Origin of the sequence: Streptomyces sp. CB02366 (genome assembly GCF_001905905.1) — a bacterium.
Lineage (GTDB): Bacteria > Actinomycetota > Actinomycetes > Streptomycetales > Streptomycetaceae > Streptomyces.
Window position 1 is genome coordinate 321,825 of sequence record NZ_LIVT01000002.1, and the last position, 20,273, is coordinate 342,097.

14 protein-coding genes are annotated in these 20,273 nt (G+C 72.9%); 11 read left to right on the plus strand and 3 right to left on the minus strand.

Annotated features, from left to right (window positions below; translation table 11 throughout):
- Positions 1–987, minus strand: a complete 987-nt coding sequence (locus tag AMK24_RS07050) for an alpha/beta hydrolase (RefSeq protein ID WP_073766167.1) — start codon at positions 985–987, stop codon at positions 1–3.
- A gap of 588 nt (positions 988–1,575) precedes the next feature.
- Here AMK24_RS07050 and AMK24_RS34610 point away from each other — a divergent pair.
- The gene (locus AMK24_RS34610; RefSeq protein WP_242435013.1) at positions 1,576–3,162 is read left to right on the plus strand and encodes a hypothetical protein; all 1,587 of its coding nucleotides are present in this window, start codon (positions 1,576–1,578) and stop codon (positions 3,160–3,162) included.
- Between the two features lie 63 nt (positions 3,163–3,225).
- Here the strand turns inward: AMK24_RS34610 and AMK24_RS07060 are convergent, their stop codons facing one another.
- Entirely contained in the window at positions 3,226–6,534 is a 3,309-nt protein-coding gene (locus tag AMK24_RS07060; protein WP_384578402.1) for a right-handed parallel beta-helix repeat-containing protein, read from the minus strand.
- A 199-nt stretch (positions 6,535–6,733) separates the two neighbouring features.
- Here AMK24_RS07060 and AMK24_RS07065 point away from each other — a divergent pair, with 199 nt between their 5' ends.
- Entirely contained in the window at positions 6,734–8,062 is a 1,329-nt protein-coding gene (locus AMK24_RS07065) for a S8 family serine peptidase (RefSeq protein WP_073766171.1), read from the plus strand.
- Positions 8,063–8,141: 79 nt separating this feature from the next.
- Here AMK24_RS07065 and eccCa read toward each other — a convergent pair whose 3' ends face one another.
- A complete protein-coding gene (gene eccCa / locus AMK24_RS07070) occupies positions 8,142–12,074 on the minus strand; it encodes a type VII secretion protein EccCa (RefSeq protein ID WP_073766173.1) in 3,933 nt (1,310 codons plus the stop codon).
- Between the two features lie 265 nt (positions 12,075–12,339).
- Here eccCa and eccD point away from each other — a divergent pair, with 265 nt between their 5' ends.
- From eccD to AMK24_RS07115, 9 genes are all read left to right on the plus strand, one after another.
- The gene (eccD, locus tag AMK24_RS07075) at positions 12,340–13,722 is read left to right on the plus strand and encodes a type VII secretion integral membrane protein EccD (RefSeq protein ID WP_073766175.1); all 1,383 of its coding nucleotides are present in this window, start codon (positions 12,340–12,342) and stop codon (positions 13,720–13,722) included.
- 72 nt (positions 13,723–13,794) lie between these two features.
- Positions 13,795–15,264 carry a type VII secretion protein EccB gene (gene eccB / locus AMK24_RS07080; RefSeq protein WP_079190449.1) on the plus strand — a complete coding sequence of 490 codons (1,470 nt, stop codon included), beginning with the start codon at positions 13,795–13,797 and terminating at the stop codon, positions 15,262–15,264.
- Between the two features lie 232 nt (positions 15,265–15,496).
- Positions 15,497–15,844 carry a hypothetical protein gene (locus AMK24_RS07085; RefSeq protein WP_073766179.1) on the plus strand — a complete coding sequence of 116 codons (348 nt, stop codon included), beginning with the start codon at positions 15,497–15,499 and terminating at the stop codon, positions 15,842–15,844.
- Positions 15,845–15,897: 53 nt separating this feature from the next.
- Positions 15,898–16,197: a hypothetical protein gene (locus AMK24_RS07090; protein WP_073766181.1), complete on the plus strand. Its 300-nt coding sequence runs from the start codon at positions 15,898–15,900 to the stop codon at positions 16,195–16,197.
- Between the two features lie 32 nt (positions 16,198–16,229).
- A complete protein-coding gene (locus tag AMK24_RS07095; RefSeq protein WP_073766183.1) occupies positions 16,230–16,607 on the plus strand; it encodes a hypothetical protein in 378 nt (125 codons plus the stop codon).
- A 4-nt stretch (positions 16,608–16,611) separates the two neighbouring features.
- A complete protein-coding gene (locus AMK24_RS07100; protein ID WP_073766185.1) occupies positions 16,612–18,822 on the plus strand; it encodes a hypothetical protein in 2,211 nt (736 codons plus the stop codon).
- Entirely contained in the window at positions 18,819–19,499 is a 681-nt protein-coding gene (locus tag AMK24_RS07105; RefSeq protein WP_079190450.1) for a type VII secretion system-associated protein, read from the plus strand. The genes AMK24_RS07100 and AMK24_RS07105 overlap by 4 nt, the downstream gene beginning before the upstream one ends.
- Complete coding sequence (locus AMK24_RS07110; protein WP_073766187.1) at positions 19,499–19,957, plus strand: YbaB/EbfC family nucleoid-associated protein; 459 nt, start codon at positions 19,499–19,501, stop codon at positions 19,955–19,957. Before AMK24_RS07105 ends, AMK24_RS07110 begins: the two co-directional genes overlap by 1 nt.
- Entirely contained in the window at positions 19,950–20,261 is a 312-nt protein-coding gene (locus AMK24_RS07115) for a hypothetical protein (protein ID WP_073766189.1), read from the plus strand. The genes AMK24_RS07110 and AMK24_RS07115 overlap by 8 nt, the downstream gene beginning before the upstream one ends.
- Positions 20,262–20,273: the final 12 nt, after the last annotated feature.

Genomic DNA, 20,273 nt, shown 5'->3' on the forward strand with positions numbered 1-20,273 from the left:
TCATGCCTTGCGCAGGCGGGCGATCACGCCGTTGATGTCGCGCTCCAGCAGGTCCCGGCGGACCCAGTGTCCGCCGTCCACCTCATGCGGTTCGTAGCCGATGCCGGCGCGGTCGAGGTGCCACTTGAACTCCCGCTGGGTGTTGAGCACCGTGACCTCGTTGGCGTATCCCTGGATGTCCTGGGGGCTGGTGCCGGCGACCAGGAAGACCCGCTTGTGCCGGTAGCTCTCGATGCGCTCGCACGGGTTGTCCGCGCTGACCCGCGCCTGGTCCCAGAAGGGCGCGCCGTAGACGGTTCCGCCGTTCAGTTCCACGGCGGCGGAGGAGGCGTTGGCCCAGTGGGTCACCAGGTCGCCGTTGCCTCCGCGCAGGTTGGCCGGGCCGGAGTGGGCGCTGACCGAGGCGAAGTGGCCGTAGTACTTGGCCGCGTACTTCAGGGCGCCGAAGCCGCCCATGGAGAAGCCGGAGACGGCTCGGCCGTCGTACTCGGCGTAGGTACGGAAGTTGGCGTCGATCCACGGGATCAGCTGGGCGATGTGGAAGTGCTCCCAGTTGCGAGCTCCGATGTTGGAGCTCACCGGGTTCGAGTACCAGCCGGCGCGACCGCCGTCGGGCATCACGACGATGAGGTTCTTCCAGGCGGTCAGTCCCCGGATGTCGTGATGCGCGTCGAAGGTGATGAAGTCCTCCAGGCCCCCGTGGAGGAGGTACAGGACGGGGTAGCGGCGCCCGCTGGTGTGGTAGCCGTCGGGGAGCAGCACGTTGACGGCCGGGGTCCAGCCGCCGATGGCGGAGGTCTGGAACCGGTAGTACCACATCCGGTGGTCGTGCTCGCCGCGTTCCGTGATGCGCAGTCCGAAGCCGTCGCCGACCGCCGCGGCCGGGGAGGCCGAGGCGAGAACACCTCCGGCGCCCAGGGCCGCCGCGGCGGTGAGTCCGCCGACGGACTTGAGGATGTTCCTGCGGGTGGGGTTCTGCGCGGTCAAGGCGACCTCCTGTGGGCGAGCGGGCACGGCCGGGGGCCCGGCCTCCGTTCCGGCGGGCCCGGCGGTTCGGAAGGTAGCGACGCCCACCCCGAAGAGGCACCCGGAACCTTACGGACTGACAGTGGGGGGCCGTGTCCTCTAGGGCGGGTTTCGCCAGAGGCCGCGACGGCCCCCGGGGGGATGGGGCCCGGCGATGGCTCCGGCGCGGGCGGCGGGCGGCCGGAACACCGCGGGCGTCGGCGGAAACGGCCGCGGGCGTCAGTCCGTAAGGTTCCGGATTCCACCGCCCCGGCGCCCCGTGTAGACCTGGCGTTCCCCCATCGCCACGGCTGCTCCCCCCTCGGGGCGGCCCGACCGGGCGGCGTCCGCCGGAGGCCGGCCGCAGGATGCCGACCGGCGACGGCCACCGGTCACGCCCGCCGGGGTGCGACCGGACGTACGCGCGCCCCCTCCGGGCGTTCCGCTTGTCCGTACCACCGGACCCGCCGGTCCGGGCCCGGCCCGCCCGCGTCGCCCGACCCCTGGCGCACCGCGCGGCGGGGGCACTTCCCGCAGGCCCGTCGTACCTCTATCCGTCAGGAGCCCGAGTTGCGCGCACAGCATCCGACCCGCAGAGGCGTACTCAAGTCGATCGGCGGGATGTCCGCCGCCGCGGCACTCGCCGGCGCGGGGGTCCTCACGGCGGGTTCCCCGGCCGCCGCCGGACAACGCTCGGTCCAGCGCGTCCAGTCGGACGTGGGCGGCCCGATCACCCGCGACGAGATCCTCCTGCGCGCCCAGCACTGGGTGGATCTGAACGTCTACTACAACCAGAACGACGTGCATCCGGACCTGGGCGGCAAGCTGTACCGCACGGACTGTTCCGGCTTCGTCTCGATGGCACTGCACCTGAGCTACTCCCCCAGCACCGTGTACCTCGGCGACCACCTGGACCGGATCGGCTGGGAGGACCTGCGGCCCGGCGACGCCGTCGGCACCCTCGGTCCGGGCACCGGCGGCGACGCGGGGCACGTCGTGCTGTTCACCGGCTGGGCCAACCACCAGCACACGCGCTTCTTCACCATGGAGGAGATGGGCGGGAGGGGGTCCGTCAGGTACGAGCGGCCCATCAACTACACGACGGACGGGGGCCGGTTCACCGCCGCGCCGTACCGCTACAAGAAGGTCCTCGACGCCCCCGCCCGCCGCGCCGTGCACCCGTCCGAGTCGGGCCGCGTGGTGTCGGCGCGGTCGGCCGACGGGCGGCTGGAGACCTTCGCGGCCGGCGCCGGGGGCGTGTTCCACGCCTGGCAGACGGAGGCGAACGGACGCTGGTCGGCCTGGCAGCCGATGGGCGGCCCGGGGAACGCGCAGATGGCCATCGCGCCCAACGCCGACGGCAGACTGGAGCTCGTCGCCATCAACGGCGACGTCGCCCAGCACATCTACCAGACCGCGCCCTCCGGCGGCTGGTCCGGCTGGGAGGCGTTCGGCACCGGGGGGCGCCATGTCGCCGCCGGAACGAACGCCGACGGCCGGATCGAGGTGTTCGCCTCCGGCCCGAAGGGGATGTTCCACAAGTACCAGACCGCGCCCAACGCCGGCTGGTCGGGCTGGGAGGGCACCGGTGGCGGTCCCGTCGAAGCCCGCCTGGAGATGGAGAAGTCCCCCGACGGCCGCCTTGAGGTGTTCGCCCTCAACGGTTCCGTCTTCGAGCACACGTACCAGCTCTCCCCCAACGGCGGCTGGGCCGGCTGGGAGCACTTCGGGGAGGGCGGCCACGACCTGACCGTGGACCACAACGCCGACGGGCGCCTGGAGGTGTTCGCTTCGGGTCCGGTGGGGGTGTTCCACAAGTACCAGGAGAGCCCGACCTCCTGGTCGGGCTGGGTGGGGACCGGCGGGCCGGCCGACGCGAAGCTCACCAGCGAACGCAACCCGGACGGGCGGGTGGAGATCTTCGCGATCAACGGCGAGACCGCCGCCCACATCTGGCAGACCGGTATCAACGCCCCCTTCGGCGACTGGGCCGCCCTCGGCACCGGCGGCACCGCGATCACCGCGACCGCCAACGCCGACGGCCGCATCGAGGTCTTCGGAACCAGTCACATGGGCGTCTACCACACCTGGCAGACCGGCTTCGCCTCGTGGGCGCCGTGGGAATGGCTCAACGGCTCCGGTCCCGCGATCGACTGACCGGGGCGGGGCGGGCGGCGGGGCCGGAGCCGGTGGGCCGCGCCGCCCGCCCCGGCGGGCCGCTCAGCGCGGGGCGAGGTCCTCCGGGTGGAGGAGGCGCAGGTCGTCCAGGCTCGGTTCCGCGACCGTGCTCAGTCGGCGCGCCTGGTGCGTCATCATCCGCTCCAGCGTCTGGCGGGCCAGGCGGGCGTTGCCGAACGACGCTCCCCGGGGGACGGCGTCGAAGTGGGCCCGCAGCGCTTCCGCCGTGCCGGGGCCGCACTCGTAGCCGTTGTCGGCCGCGTGCGCGGAGACGATCGTGACCAGTTCGTCCGAGGAGTAGTCGGGGAACTCGACCCGGCGCGGGAAGCGGGAGTCCAGGCCCGGGTTGGAGTTCAGGAACCGGTCCATCTCCGCGGTGTACCCGGCCGCGATCACCACCACCTCGTCGCGGTGGTCCTCCATCAGCTTCAGCAGCGTCTCCACCGCCTCCTGGCCGTAGTCCGCGGAGCCGCCGGCCCCCTGCGGCGTCAGGGTGTACGCCTCGTCGACGAACAGGACGCCGCCCAGCGCCCGTTCGAACGCCTCCCGGGTCAACTGCGCGGTGTGCCCGACGTAACGGCCCACCAGGTCGGCGCGGGAGACCTCGACGAGCTGGCCGCGCGGCAGCACGCCCAGGGAGGCCAGCAGTTCGCCGTAGAGCCGGGCCACGGTCGTCTTGCCGGTGCCGGGCGGGCCCGCGAAGATCAGGTGGTTGCTGGTGCGGGGCGCGGGCAGGCCGGCCGCCCTGCGGCGGCTCGCGGCGGCGAGCAGATGGACCAGGTCGCCCACCTCGCGCTTGACGGACGCGAGCCCCACCAGGCTGTTCAGCCGCAGCAGCGGGTCCTCCGCCGCCTCGTCCTCCGGCACGCCGCCCGCCGGGACGTCCACGTCCTCCGCGGTCAGCAGGACGAGCTGCCGCTCGTCCGCGTCCGCCAGCGCGGCCAGCCGGGACGCCTGCCGGTCCACCATCTCCTCGAAGACCTTGCGGGCGGTGCGGCCGTTGCCGAAGCCCGCGTCGCGGGGGATGCGGTCGAAGCGGGTGACGAGAGCGGTGCGCGCCGCCGGGTCCAGCTCGTAGCGGTGGCCGGTGCACATCCGCTCCACGATCGTGACCAGTTCCCGGGAGGTGTAGTCGCTGAACTCGACGTTGCGGGTGAACCGCGAGGCGAGGCCCGGGTTGGACGCCAGGAACTCGGTCATCTCCTTCGGGTAGCCGGCCGCCACGACCACCACGTCGTCGCGGTGGTCCTCCATCAGCTTCACCAGGGTGTCGATCGCCTCGCGCCCGAAGTCGGCGCCGTTGCCGCCGCCGTCGGAGAGCAGGGTGTACGCCTCGTCGATGAACAGCACCCCGCCCAGCGCCCTGGTGAAGGTCTCGGTGGTCTTGATCGCCGTGCCGCCGATGATCTGCGCGACCAGGTCCGCCCGCGAGACCTCCACCAGGTGGCCGGAGCGCAGCACGCCGAGCGAGGCGAGGATCGAGCCGTACAGCCGGGCGACGGTGGTCTTGCCGGTGCCGGGCGGTCCCGCGAAGACCAGGTGGCGGCTCATGGGCGGGGCGGGCATCCCCATGCTGGCCCTGCGCTGCGCCATCCGGTTGAGGTTGATCAGCGTCAGCACCTGCTGCTTGACCTCGTCGAGGCCGATCAGCGACTCCAGCTCCGCCACCGGGCCCGTACCGGGCGGGGGTTCGGCCACCGGGGCGGCGCCACCGGGCAGTCGCCCGTCCCCCGCGGCCCGCGCCTGCTCCGCGGTGCCCCAGGCGTCCGGCGCGCCGTTCTCCGCGCTGACCAGCCCCTCGACGGCGAGGCGGTCGCCGGCCACCGTCTGGCGCACACCGCTGCCCCCGTTGGCACGGACGGTGCAGCCGGTCAGCGTCACGGCGTCGGGGCCCTCCACGCGTACGCCGTCGGCGCCCGAACCCGTCACCTCGCAGCCGTTGAGGGAGGCGCGGGCCCCGGCGGACACCCGGACGCCGCACTCGGCGGCGCCGGTCACCACGGCGCGTACGGCCGCCAGGTCGCCCTCGGCCTCGATGTGGACGCCGGTTCCGCCGGAGTCCTCCACCGCGGTGTCCCGCAGGGTGAGCGTGCCGAGCGGCCCGATGTGGACGCCCGTGCCGGTGGAGGAGCGCAGCCGGCCCTTGCCCACGAACACGTTGCCGTGGCCCGAGACGTGGACCGCCGACTCCCCCGACCGCTCGACGACGCACTCCTCCAGCCGCCCTCGGCCGTCCTTGAGGACCTGGACGCCGTGCGCGCCCGCCCCGGTGACGGTGGCCCGTTGCAGCAGCGGGTTGGCGCCGCTGCGGATCACGATGCCGCTGCCGCCGCTGCCGTGCACTTCGAGGCGGTCGAACTCGGCCGACGAGTCCTCGTCGAGCAGGACGCCGGTCCCCTCGGCGTCCCGGACGACCGTGTCCGACAGCACCGGCGAGGAGAAGCCGGTGATCCGCACGGCGGGTTCCCCGGCGGTCGCGAACGTACAGCCCGTGAAAGTGCCGCGACTGCGCTCGGCCACCAACAGGCCGTGGCCGCCCGTGCGTTCGGTGGCGCAGCGGGTCAGGGAGGGGGAGCTTCCGCCGCCCAGGACGAATCCGTGGCCGGTGGTGTCGCTGACCGCCACGTCCTCCAGGACGACCGCTCCCGTGGTGTTCACGAACACGCCGACGACGGCCTTGCGGACCGTGCCGCGGACCATCCGGACCGAACTCTCCTCCTCGACGGCGACGCCCGGCTTCCCGGTCGCCGACACGGCGCACTCCTCCAGGAGGACGCGGGCCTGCCCGTTGGTGAGGACGCCGTTGCCCCGGGTGTCCCTCAGTTCGCTGGACCGGACGGTGATCCTGCCCCGTTCGCCGGCCACCAGGGCGGAGGTTCCCAGGTGTTCGACGACGCACTTCTCCAGGAAGCTCTCGGCCGTGGAGGTGGAGACCACGCCCGCGCCCGCCGGGTTGCTGATCCGGCACTGCCGCAGCCCCAGCGATCCGCCCTCCCGCGCGTAGAGCGCCGCCCAGGCGGAGCCGTGGACGTCGCACCGGTCCATCGCCAGCTCTCCGCGCGGGGCGTCGACCACGGGGAGTTCGTCGTCGTGTCCGCGCAGCACGAGGTCCCGGACCATCACCGCGTCGCCGGTGAGCGTCAGCGCCGTCCCCCGCCGGGGCGCCAACTCGGCCGTCCCCGGGCCCTCGGAGGCGATCAGGGTGATCGCCGCGGAGACCGTCACGCACTCCTCGTACCGTCCCGGGGCGATGCTGACGACCGCCCCGGCGCGGGCCCTGGCGACGGCGTCCCCGACGGTGCGGTGGTCGCCCGTCCCGTCGGCGGCGACGATGAGCATCTGGCGTGACACGTTCGACCTCCCGGGCCCCCTGCGCCGTGGACACGGGCGGAGACGCGCGACATGTAGGGCGAGGGAAACTGCTGTTCCCATCATGCCTGTCATCGCAGGTCGGCCGCCATCTCGGTCGGGGTCCGGGGGCGCGGAGCACCGGTTCGCCGGTTTCGGAAGCGTGTTCCGGCCATGGGCGGAACGTCGTTACCATCGGCGCATGCGATCTTCGAGGTCCTCGGCGTCCCGCGCACTGGGACCGGCGGTTCTGGCGGCCCTGCTCCTGATACCCGCCGCCGCGGCCCCCGCGGGCGCGGCACCGGGGAAGCCGGGGAGGTCGGGGTACCCGGGGAATCTTGTGAACGAGGACAGCCCCTCGCTGCCGGGCATCCGCGCCACCCTCGCCGACGGCCGCCCGTGCACCGCGAAGTCCGCCAAGAGGTCGGCGCGGACCCCCTGGGCGCAGAGCTTCCTCGGGGTGGACCGGGCCTGGGAGTTGAGCCGGGGCGCCGGGGTGAAGGTCGCCGTCGTCAGCACCGGGGCGGACACGCGCCGGGCGCCCGCGCTGGACGGCCGGGTCGCCGGCGGCCGGGACGTGGTGGCCGGCGGGACCGTGCGGGACGACTGCGTGGGGTACGGGACGTTCCTCGCCGGCCTCGTCGCGGGCGGGCGGCAGGAGGGCATCGCGGCGGCCGGGGTCGCCCCGGAGGCACAGGTCGTCGCGGTCCGGGCCACCGACCGGGAGGGCCTGACCACGCCCGAGGCGCTGGCCGAGGGGATCAGGGCGGCCACCGCCTCCGGGGCGCGGATCATCCACGTGGCGTTGGCCGTTCCCTCCGCGCCACGGAAGTTGAAGGAGGCCGTCGCCGCCGCGCGGAAGGCCGGGGCGGTGGTGGTGGCGCCCGCCTCGGCGCGGGAGTGGGAGAGCGGATCGGGGGCGTCGAGCGCCGGGAGCGGCCCGGTCTATCCGGCGGCGCTGCCCGGCGTGCTGGCGGTCTCCTCGGTGGGGCCCGGCGGCGAGCCGGATGCGCAGGGCGCGGAGGGGGGGCGTACCCGGCCGGGGCTGAGCGCGCCCGGCGTCTCGGTGACGGGCCCGGGGCCGGGCGGGGGCGGGCAGTTCACCGGCGGCGGCGACGCCGTGGCCGGTGCGTTCGTGGCCGGTACGGCGGCCCTGGTCCTCTCCTACCACCCCCGGCTGAGCGGCGAGCAGCTCGCGCACCGGCTGGAGGCCACCGCGTACGGGGCGGGGGCCGGCGCCCCCGGTCCCGGCGCCGGGCCGGGGGTCCTCGATCCGGTCCGGGCGCTCTCCGCCGTGCTCCCCGAGGAGCACGCCTCACCGCCGTCCCCGTCCGACGCGCGGCGCCCCTCGGCCGCCCGGGCCGTTCCGCCGCTCGACCCGCCGACCGCGCGCGACCACGCGCTGGCCGTCGTGGGCGGGGCGGTCGCGGTCATGCTGCTGGTCGCGTTCCTCGCGTTCGTCCTGCCCCGGGGGCGCCGCCGGGGGTGGCGGGCGGGACCGGCCGGCGGGCCGGCCGCGGCGGCGGACTGAGCACCGGCCCCGCCGCGCACCGGCGGCCACCGGGCACCGGCGGGGCCGGCCGGTGGCCGCCTGCGGGGCCCCGCCCCGCCTACTCCCCCTCGCCCGCCGCGTCCGGAAGCAGCGGGGTCTGCACCTGGACCACTCCCCGGCGCGTGATCAGCTGCGCCCGGCCCGCCGGGAGCTGCTTCGGCTTGGTGTCGTTGAACAGGTAGCCCTCCGACGGCGGGCAGGAGAGCAGCGCGGCAGGCGTGTTGACCTCCATCAGCCGGCGCAGCAGCGGGTCGTTCATCGCCCGGGCCGCGCCGTTGGCGCTGCGCGCCACGATCAGGTGCAGACCCAGCTCCGCGCCCTGGGCGAGGTAGTCGAGCAGCGGCCCGAAGTGGTCGCTCATGCTGCCGCTGGAGACCATGTCGTAGTCGTCCACGACCATGAAGACCCGCGGACCGGACCACCAGTCCCGCCGCTTGAGCCGGGCGGGCGAGATGTCCGCGCCGGGCAGGCGCTCCTTCATGGCCCGCGCCAGGCCCTCCACCGCCTGCCTGAGGACGTCGACGGAGACCGCGTACCCGAGCCGGTGCGACTCGGGGACGCTCTCCAGCAGCCCGCGCCGGTAGTCGATCAGCAGGATCCGCGCCTCGTCGGGCGTGTAGCGGTCGGCGACCGCCCGGCAGACCGTGCGCAGCAGGTTGCTCTTGCCGGTCTCCGCGTCGCCCACCACCACCAGGTGCGGGGTCTGGGCGAAGTCGTGCCACATGACGTCCAGTTGACCTCCCTCCAGCCCCAGGGGAAGGCGCAGGTCGCCGTCCGCGCCGATCTCGGCGGGGGGCAGCTCGGAGGGGTCCAGCACGGCGGGCAGGGTACGGACCGGGGGTGCGGCCGGGCCCTGCCAGTGCTCGGCCACCCGGGCCACCGCGTCCGCGACGCCCGCCCCGAGGTCGGTGGCGCTGTCGCCGCCGTCCAGCCGGGGCAGGGCGGTGAGGAAGTGGTGCTTGGTCTCGGTCATGCCGCGGCCGGGCGCCTTCGGGATGGTCGCGGCGGCCCGCATGTTGATCATGGAGTCCATGCTGTCGCCGAGCCGCAGTTCGAAGCGGGTGCCGAGCTGGTCGCGCAGCGCGGTGGGGATCTCGGCCCAGCGGCTCGCCGCCACGACGAGGTGGACCCCGTAGTTGAGGCCCCGGGCCGCCAGCGCCGAGACGGTGTCCATGACCTCCATGAAGTCCTGGCGGATCGTGCCCCACCCGTCGACGACGAGGAACACGTCGCCGTACGGGTCCTCGGGGAACTCCCCGGCGGCCCGGCGGGCGCGCAGGGTGGCCATGGAGTCGATGCCCTCGTCGGCGAACTGCTTCTCGCGCCTGGCCACCAGCCCGTGCACCTCGGCCAGCGTGCGGTGCACCCGCTCCAGGTCGAGTCGGCCCGTGACCCCGCCCACATGCGGCAGATCGCGGAGCGCGCCGAGCGATCCGCCGCCGAAGTCCAGGCAGTAGAACTGGACTTCGCGCGGGGTGTGGGTGAGCGCCAGCGCCATGATGAGGTCGCGTACGAGGGTGGACTTGCCGCTCTGCGGGCCGCCCGCGATGCCGACGTGGCCGCCCGCGCCGGACAGTTCGGCGACCAGGGGTTCGCGGGCCTGGTCGAAGGGGCGGTCGATGATGCCCACCGGCACCGTCAACGCGCCGTGCAGGACCGGGTCGAGGGCGGTCAGGCCCCGCTCGGGGTGCGGCGCCACGCCCATCAGCAGGGTGTCCAGCGACAGCGGCCGGTCCAGCGGCGGCAGCCAGACCTGGTGGGCGGGCCTGCCGCCCTCCCGCATCCGGGAGACGGCCAGCGCCAGCAGGGTCTCCTCGCTCGCCTCCTCCCGCGCCACCGGTTCCGGTTCGGGTTCTGGGGCGGGGAGCCGGGGCGCGGTCCACTCCGTTCGGTACGGGACGACCTGTCCCGCGACGGCCGCGGCGGCGACCCTGCGGACGCCCTGGTAGGGGCCGGAGACGTACGCGGCCTTGAACCGGACCAGGGTGCCGGTGTCCTTCTTCAGGATGGCGCTGCCGGGCACGGAGGGGAGCTGGTAGGCGTCCGGTACGCCCAGGATGCCGCGGCTCTCCATCGAGGAGAACGTGCGCAGGGCGATCCGGTAGGACAGGTGCGATTCCAGCTGGGTCATGCGGCCCTCGTCCAACCGCTGCGAGGCGAGCAGCAGATGGACGCCGAGGCTGCGGCCCAGACGGCCCACCATCACGAACAGGTCCATGAAGTCGCGGTGGGAGGAGAGGAGTTCACTGAACTCGTCGACCACCACGAAGAGCGTCGGCAGCGGTTCCAGTACGGCGCCCGCCGCCCGGGCGGTCTCGTACTCGTACGCCGAGGTGTAGTTCCCCGCGCTGCGCAGCAGTTCCTGACGTCGCATCAACTCGCCGTGCAGGGCGTCCTGCATGCGGTCCACCAGGGCGGACTCGTCGGCGAGGTTGGTGATCACGGCCGAGGTGTGCGGCAGTTCCTCCAGGCCGAGGAAGGTGGCGCCGCCCTTGAAGTCGACGAGGACGAAGTTCAGCTTCTCCGACGAGTGGGTGAGGGCCAGCGCCAGCACCAGGGTGCGCAGCAGCTCGGACTTGCCGGAGCCCGTCGCGCCGATCAGCACGCCGTGCGGGCCCATTCCGCCCTGGGCCGCCTCCTTGATGTCCAGTTCGACCGGGCTGCCGTCGGCGGCGAGACCCAGCGGCACCCGCAGCCTGGCCCGCTCGCTGCGGTCCTCGCGCACGGCGTCCAGGTCGACGGTGTGCAGGTCCGTGATGCCGAGCAGGGTGGTCAGCTGGACGTCGGAGGTGAGCGCCTCGCCGTTGTCCGAGGTGACGCCCATCCGGCGGGGGGACATCAGGGTGGCCAGCGCCCTGGCCCGCCGCGGGCTCAGCGCGTCGGGCCTGCCGAGCGCGGAGGCGGTCTCCCTGCCCGACCGGTCGGTGCCGACCAGCTCCAGCCGCTGCCCGGCGGTGCGCAGCCGCAGCGTGTGGCGGAACGGCTTCCAGGGCAGGGAGCCGGAGACGTCCAACGTCACCGTGTTGCGGTAGCCGTCGGTGGCGAGCCGGGAGTCCTCGGGCGTCCGGGCGCTGTCCAGCACCACGACGCAGTAGGGCTCCTCGGCGCTCGGCACCGCGTCCGGTTCGAAGGGGGGCCGGCCGGTCAGCTCGTCGCCGAGCAGCGATTCGAGGCCGAGGACGGAGTCGGTGACGAGCCGGACGGGGCCGCCGCCGTCGACGTCGGCCGGGTGCTGGTTGTGCGGCAGCCACTTCACCCACTCCCACGCGTCCCGGCGGTCGCGGTCCGCGAGCACCACGATCCGCAGGTCCTGCGGGGCGTGGAAGACGCTGAGCTGGGCCAGCAGGGCGCGCACCATCGCGTGCGCGGCCTCCGTGTCGGACTGCAGCAGGACCCGGGCGTAGGTCCGCAGGTAGACCGCGACGGGCTGGTCGGGCACGGTCCCGTACGCCTTGATGAAGCGGCGCAGGGCGTGCGCGGACAGCGGCTCCAGGTCCTCCACCGGCTTGGTGCTCAAGGGCGTCAGCTTGGTCGCCAACTGCTGTTCGCCGACGCCGATCCGGACCTCGGCGAAGTCCGCGTGCGCGGCCCGCCGCTCCCACAGCCGGGACGTCGGCACCAGGCTCCACAGGGACTCGGGGTCGGGGTGCGACCACGCCTGCGCCTCGCGCTGCCGGTCGATCACCTTGCGGACGCGTCTGCGGCTGATCGCCAGGTAGCGCATGTAGTCGCGCCGCTCGCCGAGCAGCGCCCGCTTGCGGTCCCCGGAGGCCCGCACGATCTGCGAGACCAGCATGCCGACGGCCGACAGCGCCATCAGGCCGATGGCGACGTACATCATGGGGCCGCCGCCGCTGCCGGGGCGCAGGAAGATGAGCACCATGCCGAGCGAGCTGAGCGCCATCGGCATGTACGTGATCATGTTGCCCATCGCGCTCTGCGGCTCCGGCACCGACGGCGGCTCCTGGAGGCTCAGTTCGCCGTGGGGCATCTCGGGGCCAAGACGCCGGGGAGGCCTCTTGAAGAGGACCACGCTCAAAGGGAATCGCCTTCCTGAGGGATGCAGGCGGGTGCCGTGCCGTGCTGCGGGGTGACGGGAGGGTGAACGCCGGTGAGACGTCCGGCGAAACCCGGGAGACGGGCGAAGCGGAACCGTCGATCCCGGGCGGCACCCCACAACCTACAGAGTGCACACACAAGTTAATGTGATCAATCTGACCGCGTCGACCACTGTCCTGGAAGGCGATGAAACGCGCTTGACCGACATATCCGCGGCACTGCTGTGCCGTCTCACGGTGATGACGCCCGACCGCACCGTCGAACTCGCCGTACCGTCCGACATCGTGCTCGCCGACCTCCTGCCGACCATCGTCGACCACGGGGGAACCGACCTGTACGAGCGCGGTGCGCAGGCGGGCGGATGGGTGCTCCAGCGCCTCGGCCAGGAGCCCCTCGACGAGGAGAGGACGCTCGGCGACCTCGGTCTGCGCGACGGCGAGACCGTCCATCTGCGGCCTCGCCGGGACTCCCTCCCCGAGATCCACTACGACGACCTCGTCGACGGGCTCTCCAGCAGGCTGCGGGAGCGCGCCGACTCGTGGCGGCCGGTGTGGTCGCACCACCTCATGACCGGGCTCGCCCTGAGCGCGCTCGCCGCCGGCCTGCTGCTCCTGCTGCTGCCCGGCCCCGCGGGGCTCAGGGCGGTCTGCGCGGCGGCGACCGCGATCGTCCTGCTGGCCGGCGCGGCCGCCGCGTCGCGGGCGGTCGGCGACGTGGGGGCGGGCGGCTCGCTCGGCGCGGCGGCCGTCCCCTACCTCGCGCTGGCCGGGTCGCTGGTGCCGCAGGGGGCCTCGTCCGACGCGGAATGGGGGGCGCGGCTCCTCGCGGGCTGCTCGGCCGCGGCGGGCGCCGCCGTGCTCGCCGTGGCCGCCGTGGGCGCGTGCGCGCCGCTGTTCCTGGCCACCGCGCTGGCCGCGGCCCTCGGGGCGGTCGGCGGGGCCGTGATGCTCCTCGGCGTCCCGGCCCCCGGCACGGCGGCGGCGCTGATCCTCGTGGTCGTCCTGCTGGGGCACTTCCTGCCGTCGCTGGCGTTCCGCCTGTCCGGGCTGAAGGTGCCGCTGCTGCCCACCAACACGGGCCAGCTCCAGGAAGGCATCGACCCCACCCCGGACGAGGTGGTCACCGCGCGCGGCGCCGTCGCCGACCAGTACCTCACGGGCCTCTACGGCGCCACCGGGCTGGTGGCGGCGGGCTGCCTGACGGTGTCGGCGTTCCAGACGTCCTGGGCGCCGCTCACCCTGGCCGCGGTCCTGTGCGCGCTGATGTTCACCCACGCGCGGGCGATCGGGGGGGCCTGGCAGCGGCTCGCCGTCGTCCTGCCGGCCGCCTACGGCTCCGTGCTGCTGACGGTGCTCCTGGTCCTGGGGACCGGCGGGGGAACCCGGCCGCTGCTGCTCGCCGGGCTGCTGGCCGCCGCCGCCGTGCTCGCGATCACGGGCTGGACGCTCCCGGGACGCCGACTGGTGCCGTACTGGGGGCGGGCGGTCGATCTGCTCCACCTGTTCCTCGCCATCGCCCTCGTCCCGCTGGCCCTGCTCGTCACCGGTCTCTACGGATACCTGCGCGGCCTCAACAGTTGACCCCGGCGGCCGGCGGCTCCGGCGCGCCGGGCCCTCGCTCGCCGGGCCGATGCCCGGTCGGAAAGGCAAGGAATGCAGTCCAGGCGGGACCAGGTCCACGCGCACATGTTCGTCATGAGCCGGCTGTCGCTGGGCATGCTCCGGGACGACCCGGACGCCCCCGAGTCGCCGCACCGGCGGACCACGAAGGGGTACGTGATCGGCCTCGTGGTCGCGGCCCTGGCCGCGCTCGTCGTCACGGTGTACGGGCTGGTGGTGCCCGGCGGCTCGAACGCGTGGAAGGCCACCGGCACGCTGGTGCTCGACGAGCGTTCGGGCGCCCGCTACCTCACCGTCGACGGGGTCCTCCACCCGGTCCTCAACGAGACCTCGGCCAAGCTGCTGGCCGGCGAGCGCATGAAGGTGGTGAGCGTCGAGCCCGCCTCCATCGAGGACGCCCCGCGCGGTGCGGTCCTGGGGATCGTCGGAGCGCCGGACCCGCTCCCGCGGGCGGGTGCGCTGAGCCGCGACGCCTGGTCGGTGTGCGCCACCCGGCCCGACGCCGCCGAGGATCCGCTCCTCACGCTGGCCGTGGGCCTGACCGCCGAGGGCCGGCCCGTCACGTCGGGCCGGACCACGCTGGTCCGCACCGTCCCCGGCGACACCGCGTACCTGCTGTGGCACGGCACCCGCATGCGGGTGGACCCCGCGAACTACGCGGTCCAGTCGCTGGGTTACGACGCGGACGCGGCGTACCCGGTCCCGGAGGCGTTCCTCAACGCACTGCCGTCCGGACCGGACCTGGCCGTGCCCGAGGTGGCCGGCCGCGGCACGGCGGGCCCCGCGCTGGCGGGCCGCCCGACCCGGGTGGGGCAGCTCTTCGACGGCCCCGGCGGCCACTACCTGCTGACCCGGCACGGGTTGGCGAAGGTCACCGCCCTGGAGGAGGCGCTGCTGAAGGGCGATCCGCGCACCCAGCGCACCGCCTACGCCGGTGAGGCCGTGACCCTGCGCGGGATCGGCCCGGACGACCTGGCGCGCCATCGGAGCCCGCACACCGAGCGGCTCGTGGGCGTTGGTGGCGGCAAGGTCCCGACCGGTCTGCCCGAGCCCGGTCCGGTGCGCGCGGGCGAAGGCGTCTGCGCCGTCGTCGGCGCCGCGGACGGCAGGCCGACGGTCTCGGTCGTCCTGCCCCGGGCGGAGGCGGTGGCGGGCCGGGCGGTGTCCGACCAGCCGGGTGTCATCGCGGGCCCGGGGGCAGCGGACATGTTCGCCGCGCGCCCGGACGGCGGCGCCCTCGTCAGGGAGCTCTCTTCGGCGGGCGCCGGCACGGCTTACCACCTGGTGACCGCGGCGGGCGTCACGTACCCGATTCCCGGCGGCGAGAAAGGGCTTCAGCGGCTCGGCTACCGCGCCGACCAGTCCGTGCCCGTCCCGTCCGGCGTTCTCGGGATGCTGGCTTCGGGGCCCGCCCTGGACGGAACGGCGCTGCTGGCCGAGGGACTCGTGGAGGCGTCGAAGAGCGGGGCGGCCGATAAGCAGCCGACGGGCTCGGACAATTGAGCTGGATTTGAGCAAAGGGAGGCCGCGCCGGCCTTCGCGACACGACGTTCCCGCAGCTCACGCCCGTATCGAAGGTGAACTCTCAGGTAACCGGAGCCCTTTGGTTCCCACGCGCCCTACCGCGTATTAATCTGATGATCGCCGGCCCCCGGAGGGGGTAATTGCCGATGCGGTCGGCCCCGTCGTGCACCCGTGGTGCCACCGTGATCCCGCAGCGTCCAGGAGGACTCCCATGTTCGATGTCGCCGGTTTCAACATTAATTCGTCGGACGGTCTGTCCAACGACGAGACGGCGATGCTGGAGACGCTGCAGAAGATGGGCCGGCACCTCGACGACATGGAAGCGGCGGGCAAGCTGGTCGGCTCCATCAACAACGAGGTGCTGCAGGCGTACCGGGCCAGGTCCTCGCAGACCCACGCGAACGCCATCGAGGAGTGGATGAAGATCCACGCCCGCGTCACCGAGCGCACCCGGTTCTTCATGGAAGGCACCAGGATGGCCACGAACCTCCTCAAGGACGCCGAGGACGAGTCGAACACCCTGGCACTGGACATCGCCAACACGGTCAACCCCAAGTAGCCCCGGCGCTCGCCCCTTCCTCTCGTTTCCTTCCCTTCCCGAGGAGTTCCCCCATGTCCGTTCAGATCAGTCACTCGGCGCTCCAGGCCGCCATCAGCAAGATGAACATGGCACAGAAGGAGATGGTGGAGGGCCTCACCTGGATGGAGAACAACTTCGTCCGGCTGCGCGACACCCTGAACGGTGAGACCCGCCTCTCCTGGGAGGAGTTCCAGGCTGAGCTGAAGACGCTCAAGACCAACCTCAACACCCAGTACGAGACGGCCACCGCGACGCTCCAGAAGATGCACGCCCGGCAGAGCGAAGGGGACACGTCGGGCAGCCGCGTCGTGCGGAACGCCCAGGGCAGCTGACCCGACCCGCGAACGGACCTGGAGGCGCGAGCATGGCCGCGGATGAGATTCCTGGTGACATCTACCAGTCGACCGAGGGCGTCTACCTCGATTTCGCGAACAACAAGATCCCCACTTTCCGGCGCCATCTCACGGTCAACTCGCACTACGTGAGCATGGGCGCGAAGATCCCGCTCGGCCTCGGGAACCCCGAGAGGTGCACGCAGGCGAAAGCGCTCGACACCCAGTTCGAGACCTACCGCGCCGCCATGCGCGGCCGGTACGACACGGCCATCACCCTGCTGAACACCTTCTCGGCCGGCCTGCGGGACGTGGAGATGACCCACCGGGAAGCCGAGGACGACTCGGAGGGCATCGGCCAGACCCTCCTCGACGAGTTCTCCGAGATTCTGACGCCGAAGGGAAAGTGAAACCATGGTCGAGGTGCCCCCCGGGATGCCCGCCAAGTGGGAGGACATCCTCGCCATGTTTCACGACGGCACCACCAAGCTTCCCGACCGGAACGCGGTGGCGGGCCCCGGCGCCAAGTCCTGGGTCACCCGCACGGTGAACGGCAAATGGTTCGTCAGCGACGACCCGGCGGGAAAGGCCAAGGAGTGGGGCCTGGACGGATGGCACGCGTTCTCCTTCCCGGGTTACACCAGGAAGCTCATGTTCGGGTTCGGCTACGACTGGACGAACTTCGGCAATGACGGCGGGGCGCTGGCCGAATTCACCGGAGCGGCCGAACCGATTCTGACGTCGGTGTCGTCCGGGAAGAACAAGGACGCCAATCCGGTCCTGTCGAGCAATGCGGCCACGATCCTCAACAACATGGACGACTGGACCGATGGCTGGGCGAACCAGTTCAACCTCTGGGCGGAAAGCGTCGGTAACGGCGACGCGCAGCTGAAAGGGGAGACCGCCGAGCTCTTCGAAGCGACCCTCCTGGCGGTGAAGCGCGCGCTGCAGGAAACGTACTCCTATTACATGGACGGTGAGCTGCAGAATCAGCTCACCGCGGTGAGCACCCAGTTGGGGACCACCATCTGGACGCTGCGGAACAACGCCTGGAACTGGTTCAACACGACGCAGTCCATGGGGGGCTCCGGCCAGTCCGAGAGCGGCCCCGTCTCCATGGCCTTCACCCACCTGCAGACGAGCTTCCTGAAATCGGTCACTGCTCTCGTCCCCTTGTCGGACTACGACACGGCGAAGGAACCGGGACTCAACTGGGAGGCCATCCAGGCGGAGGCGAAGACGAATTGGCTCGCCGGGGTCGTGGAAGGGCTCGACAACAAGTCCGCCCAGACGATGTCCGACCTGGCGACCGCCTACGAGACGGCGACCATGAAGTTCTCCGACGCGAACGCCATCGTGAAGCCGAAGTTCACCATCTCCCTGACGGCGGACGAGCAGAAGGAGTTCTACGGCGCCGCGGGCCCGGGCGGTGAGGACGACGCGGGGACGGGCGGCACCGACGACATCCTCAACAAGTTCAAGGAGATGTTCGGCGGAGGCGGCGCCGGCACCGACGGCACCGGCACCGACGGCACCGGCACCGACGGGAGCGGCACCGACACCGACGTGGACGTCCCGCCCCCGGTCACCGGCCCGGGCGGCAGCACCTCCGGGTCCAACGTCCCCTCCGGCGCCAACCTTCCGAACACCAAGAACCTCCTCGCGCAGAACCCGGTCACCGGCCCGGGCGGCAGCACCTCGGGGACAGGCGGCGGCCTCTCGTCCCTGCCCGCCGGATCACGTATCGACCCCAGGACCGGCGCCGTCACCGATGCGCGGGGCAAGCCGGTCACCGGCCCGGACGGCCGGCCCCTGGTCGTACCGCCCGGCTCGACGCTGGGGCCGGGCGGTACGATCATCCCGCCGCCCACGACCAGTGTCCCGAAGGGGCCGACCCTGCCGAACGGCTCCTCCTCCGGGGGCCTGACGCACGGCCTCCGGGTCGACTCCAACGGGAACATCATCGTGCCCAAGGGGGTCAAGGTGGACGCCCAGGGGAATCTGATCGGCGCGGACGGCAAGCCGCTGACCAACGCGTACGGCGGAAAGCTCACCGTTCCGCCGGGCTCCCGCATCAACGCGGACGGGACCATCACCGACCCGCAGGGCAAGCAGATCACCCAGAACAGCAACAGCCTGAGGACCCGCAACCCCATGACGGTGGACGACCTGGTGAACCACCAGCGGCGTCCCTCCACGTCGAGCGGTGACGTCTTCGGCAGCTCGAAGGGGGGCTCCAGCGACCTCTTCGGCGGCTCGAAGGGGCTCGCCGACGGGTTGCGGAGGTCGGTCGACAGCAACGGCAACACGATCCGCGAGGCCGTGTCCGGCCCCTCCGGGCTCAGCAGCCGCGCCCGCGCCGCCCTGGGGCTGCCGGTGGTCCCCGCCGCGCCGACCCAGGGCACGCTGGCCACCCAGTCGGGCAACGTCCTCGGGCGGAGCGGGGCGCTCGGCGCGACGGGGAGCGGGATGCCGTTCATGCCGCCGATGGGCATGGGCGGCGGTGCGCCGGGCGGTGGAGGCGCCGGGAGCGGCAACGACCGCCAGCGCAACGTCTGGCTGTCGGAGGACGAAGAGGTGTGGGGCACGGAGCCCGAGGCCGGAACGGGTGTGATCGGACGATGAGTTCAGCGAGAGCCGCGACGGAGGGCACGCGGGCGCAGGCGGGGACCGGCGAGGCCGGCGCCGCCATGCCGCCGGTGCCGGACGACATCCGGGCGGCGGCGCGCACCGCGCCCGAGCACTGGTTCGGCACGGTCGACCCGGCGTGGCGCGGAGAGGGCGAACCGCCCCTGTGGGCGGTGATCGGCCAGTGGCGTTCCGACGCCCACGGCGAGATCATCGAGTGGCAGCGCAACGATGCCTACCGGCCGTCGCCCGGCATGCTCGGCTGGCCCGAGCCGACCGACGACGTGGACGCCGCCGTGCAGCTCGCGGCGACCGGTTACGGTCCGGTCGAGAACGTCGCCCTGGCCGCGATCGCGGCCGAACTGGCCGTGCTGACCGCTCCGGACGGCGGTGCGGTCAGCGCCTGCACCCCCGAGGGCGACCCGGTGGTCCCGGTGTTCACCTCCCCCGAGCATCTGAGGCGAGCGGGCGCCCTCGCCCACCGGGTGCTGCCCCTCTCCGAGGCGTTCGCCCTCGTCCCCGAGGGCCAGGACCTCTATCTCAACCCGACGGGCCCCGTCGCCCTGCGGCTGTCCGCGGACGACCTGTCCCGGGCGGTCGACGCACTGGAAGCCGCCGCGGAGCCGGAGGCCTCGGAAGCCTCCGCGTCGCCGGTGGCCGAGGAGGAGAACTGATGTCGTTCCAGGAGCAGCTCGCCGAGGCCATGACCCAGCTCGCGGAGCAGACGAAGAAGATCCAGGAGGTCCAGGAGGAGTTGGCCAGGACGTCCGCGTCGGCGACCTCCAAGGACCGGATGGTGACCGCGTCGGTCAACGCCCACGGCGAGATCGTCTCGTTCAAGTTCCACACCGAGGGCTACCGCACGATGCCGGCGGCCCAGCTCGCCGAGGTGCTGAAGATCACCGTCAACACGGCGCGCGCGGAGATGAGCACCAAGGTGAGCGGCACCGTACGGCCCCTGATGGGCGCGCAGGAGGAGTTGGCGAACGGCTTCTTCGGAGGCGGCGGCGAGCTGGACGACCTGCTGGCCCCGCTGCGCGCGATGCGGCCCGAGGGGCTGGCCGAGACGGTGCTGGGCAAGGACCGCAGGCCGTCCGCGAACCGTGGCGAGGAGGACGGTCTCTATGGCTGACGGGACGCTCAGTGTTCCGGGTGATCTCCCCCGGCGGTTCACCCAGTTCGGCGAGATCGCCAGGATCGTCAACGAGCTGGGCACGCTCAACGACCGCATCAATGTGGCCAACCGGACCGCGGGCGGCAAGGACGACGTGTACGCGAAGGAGTACCACAAGTTCGTCGACTCGACGGGCAAGGGGCTCACGTACGGCCTCGAAGGGCTCTCCGAGCTGCTCGACATGGTCGGCATCAACGGCAACACGGCCTCGATCATCCTGAACGACGCCGAAGAAGACGCCAACCACCTCGCCGCCGGCTGAGCCGGCCGTACT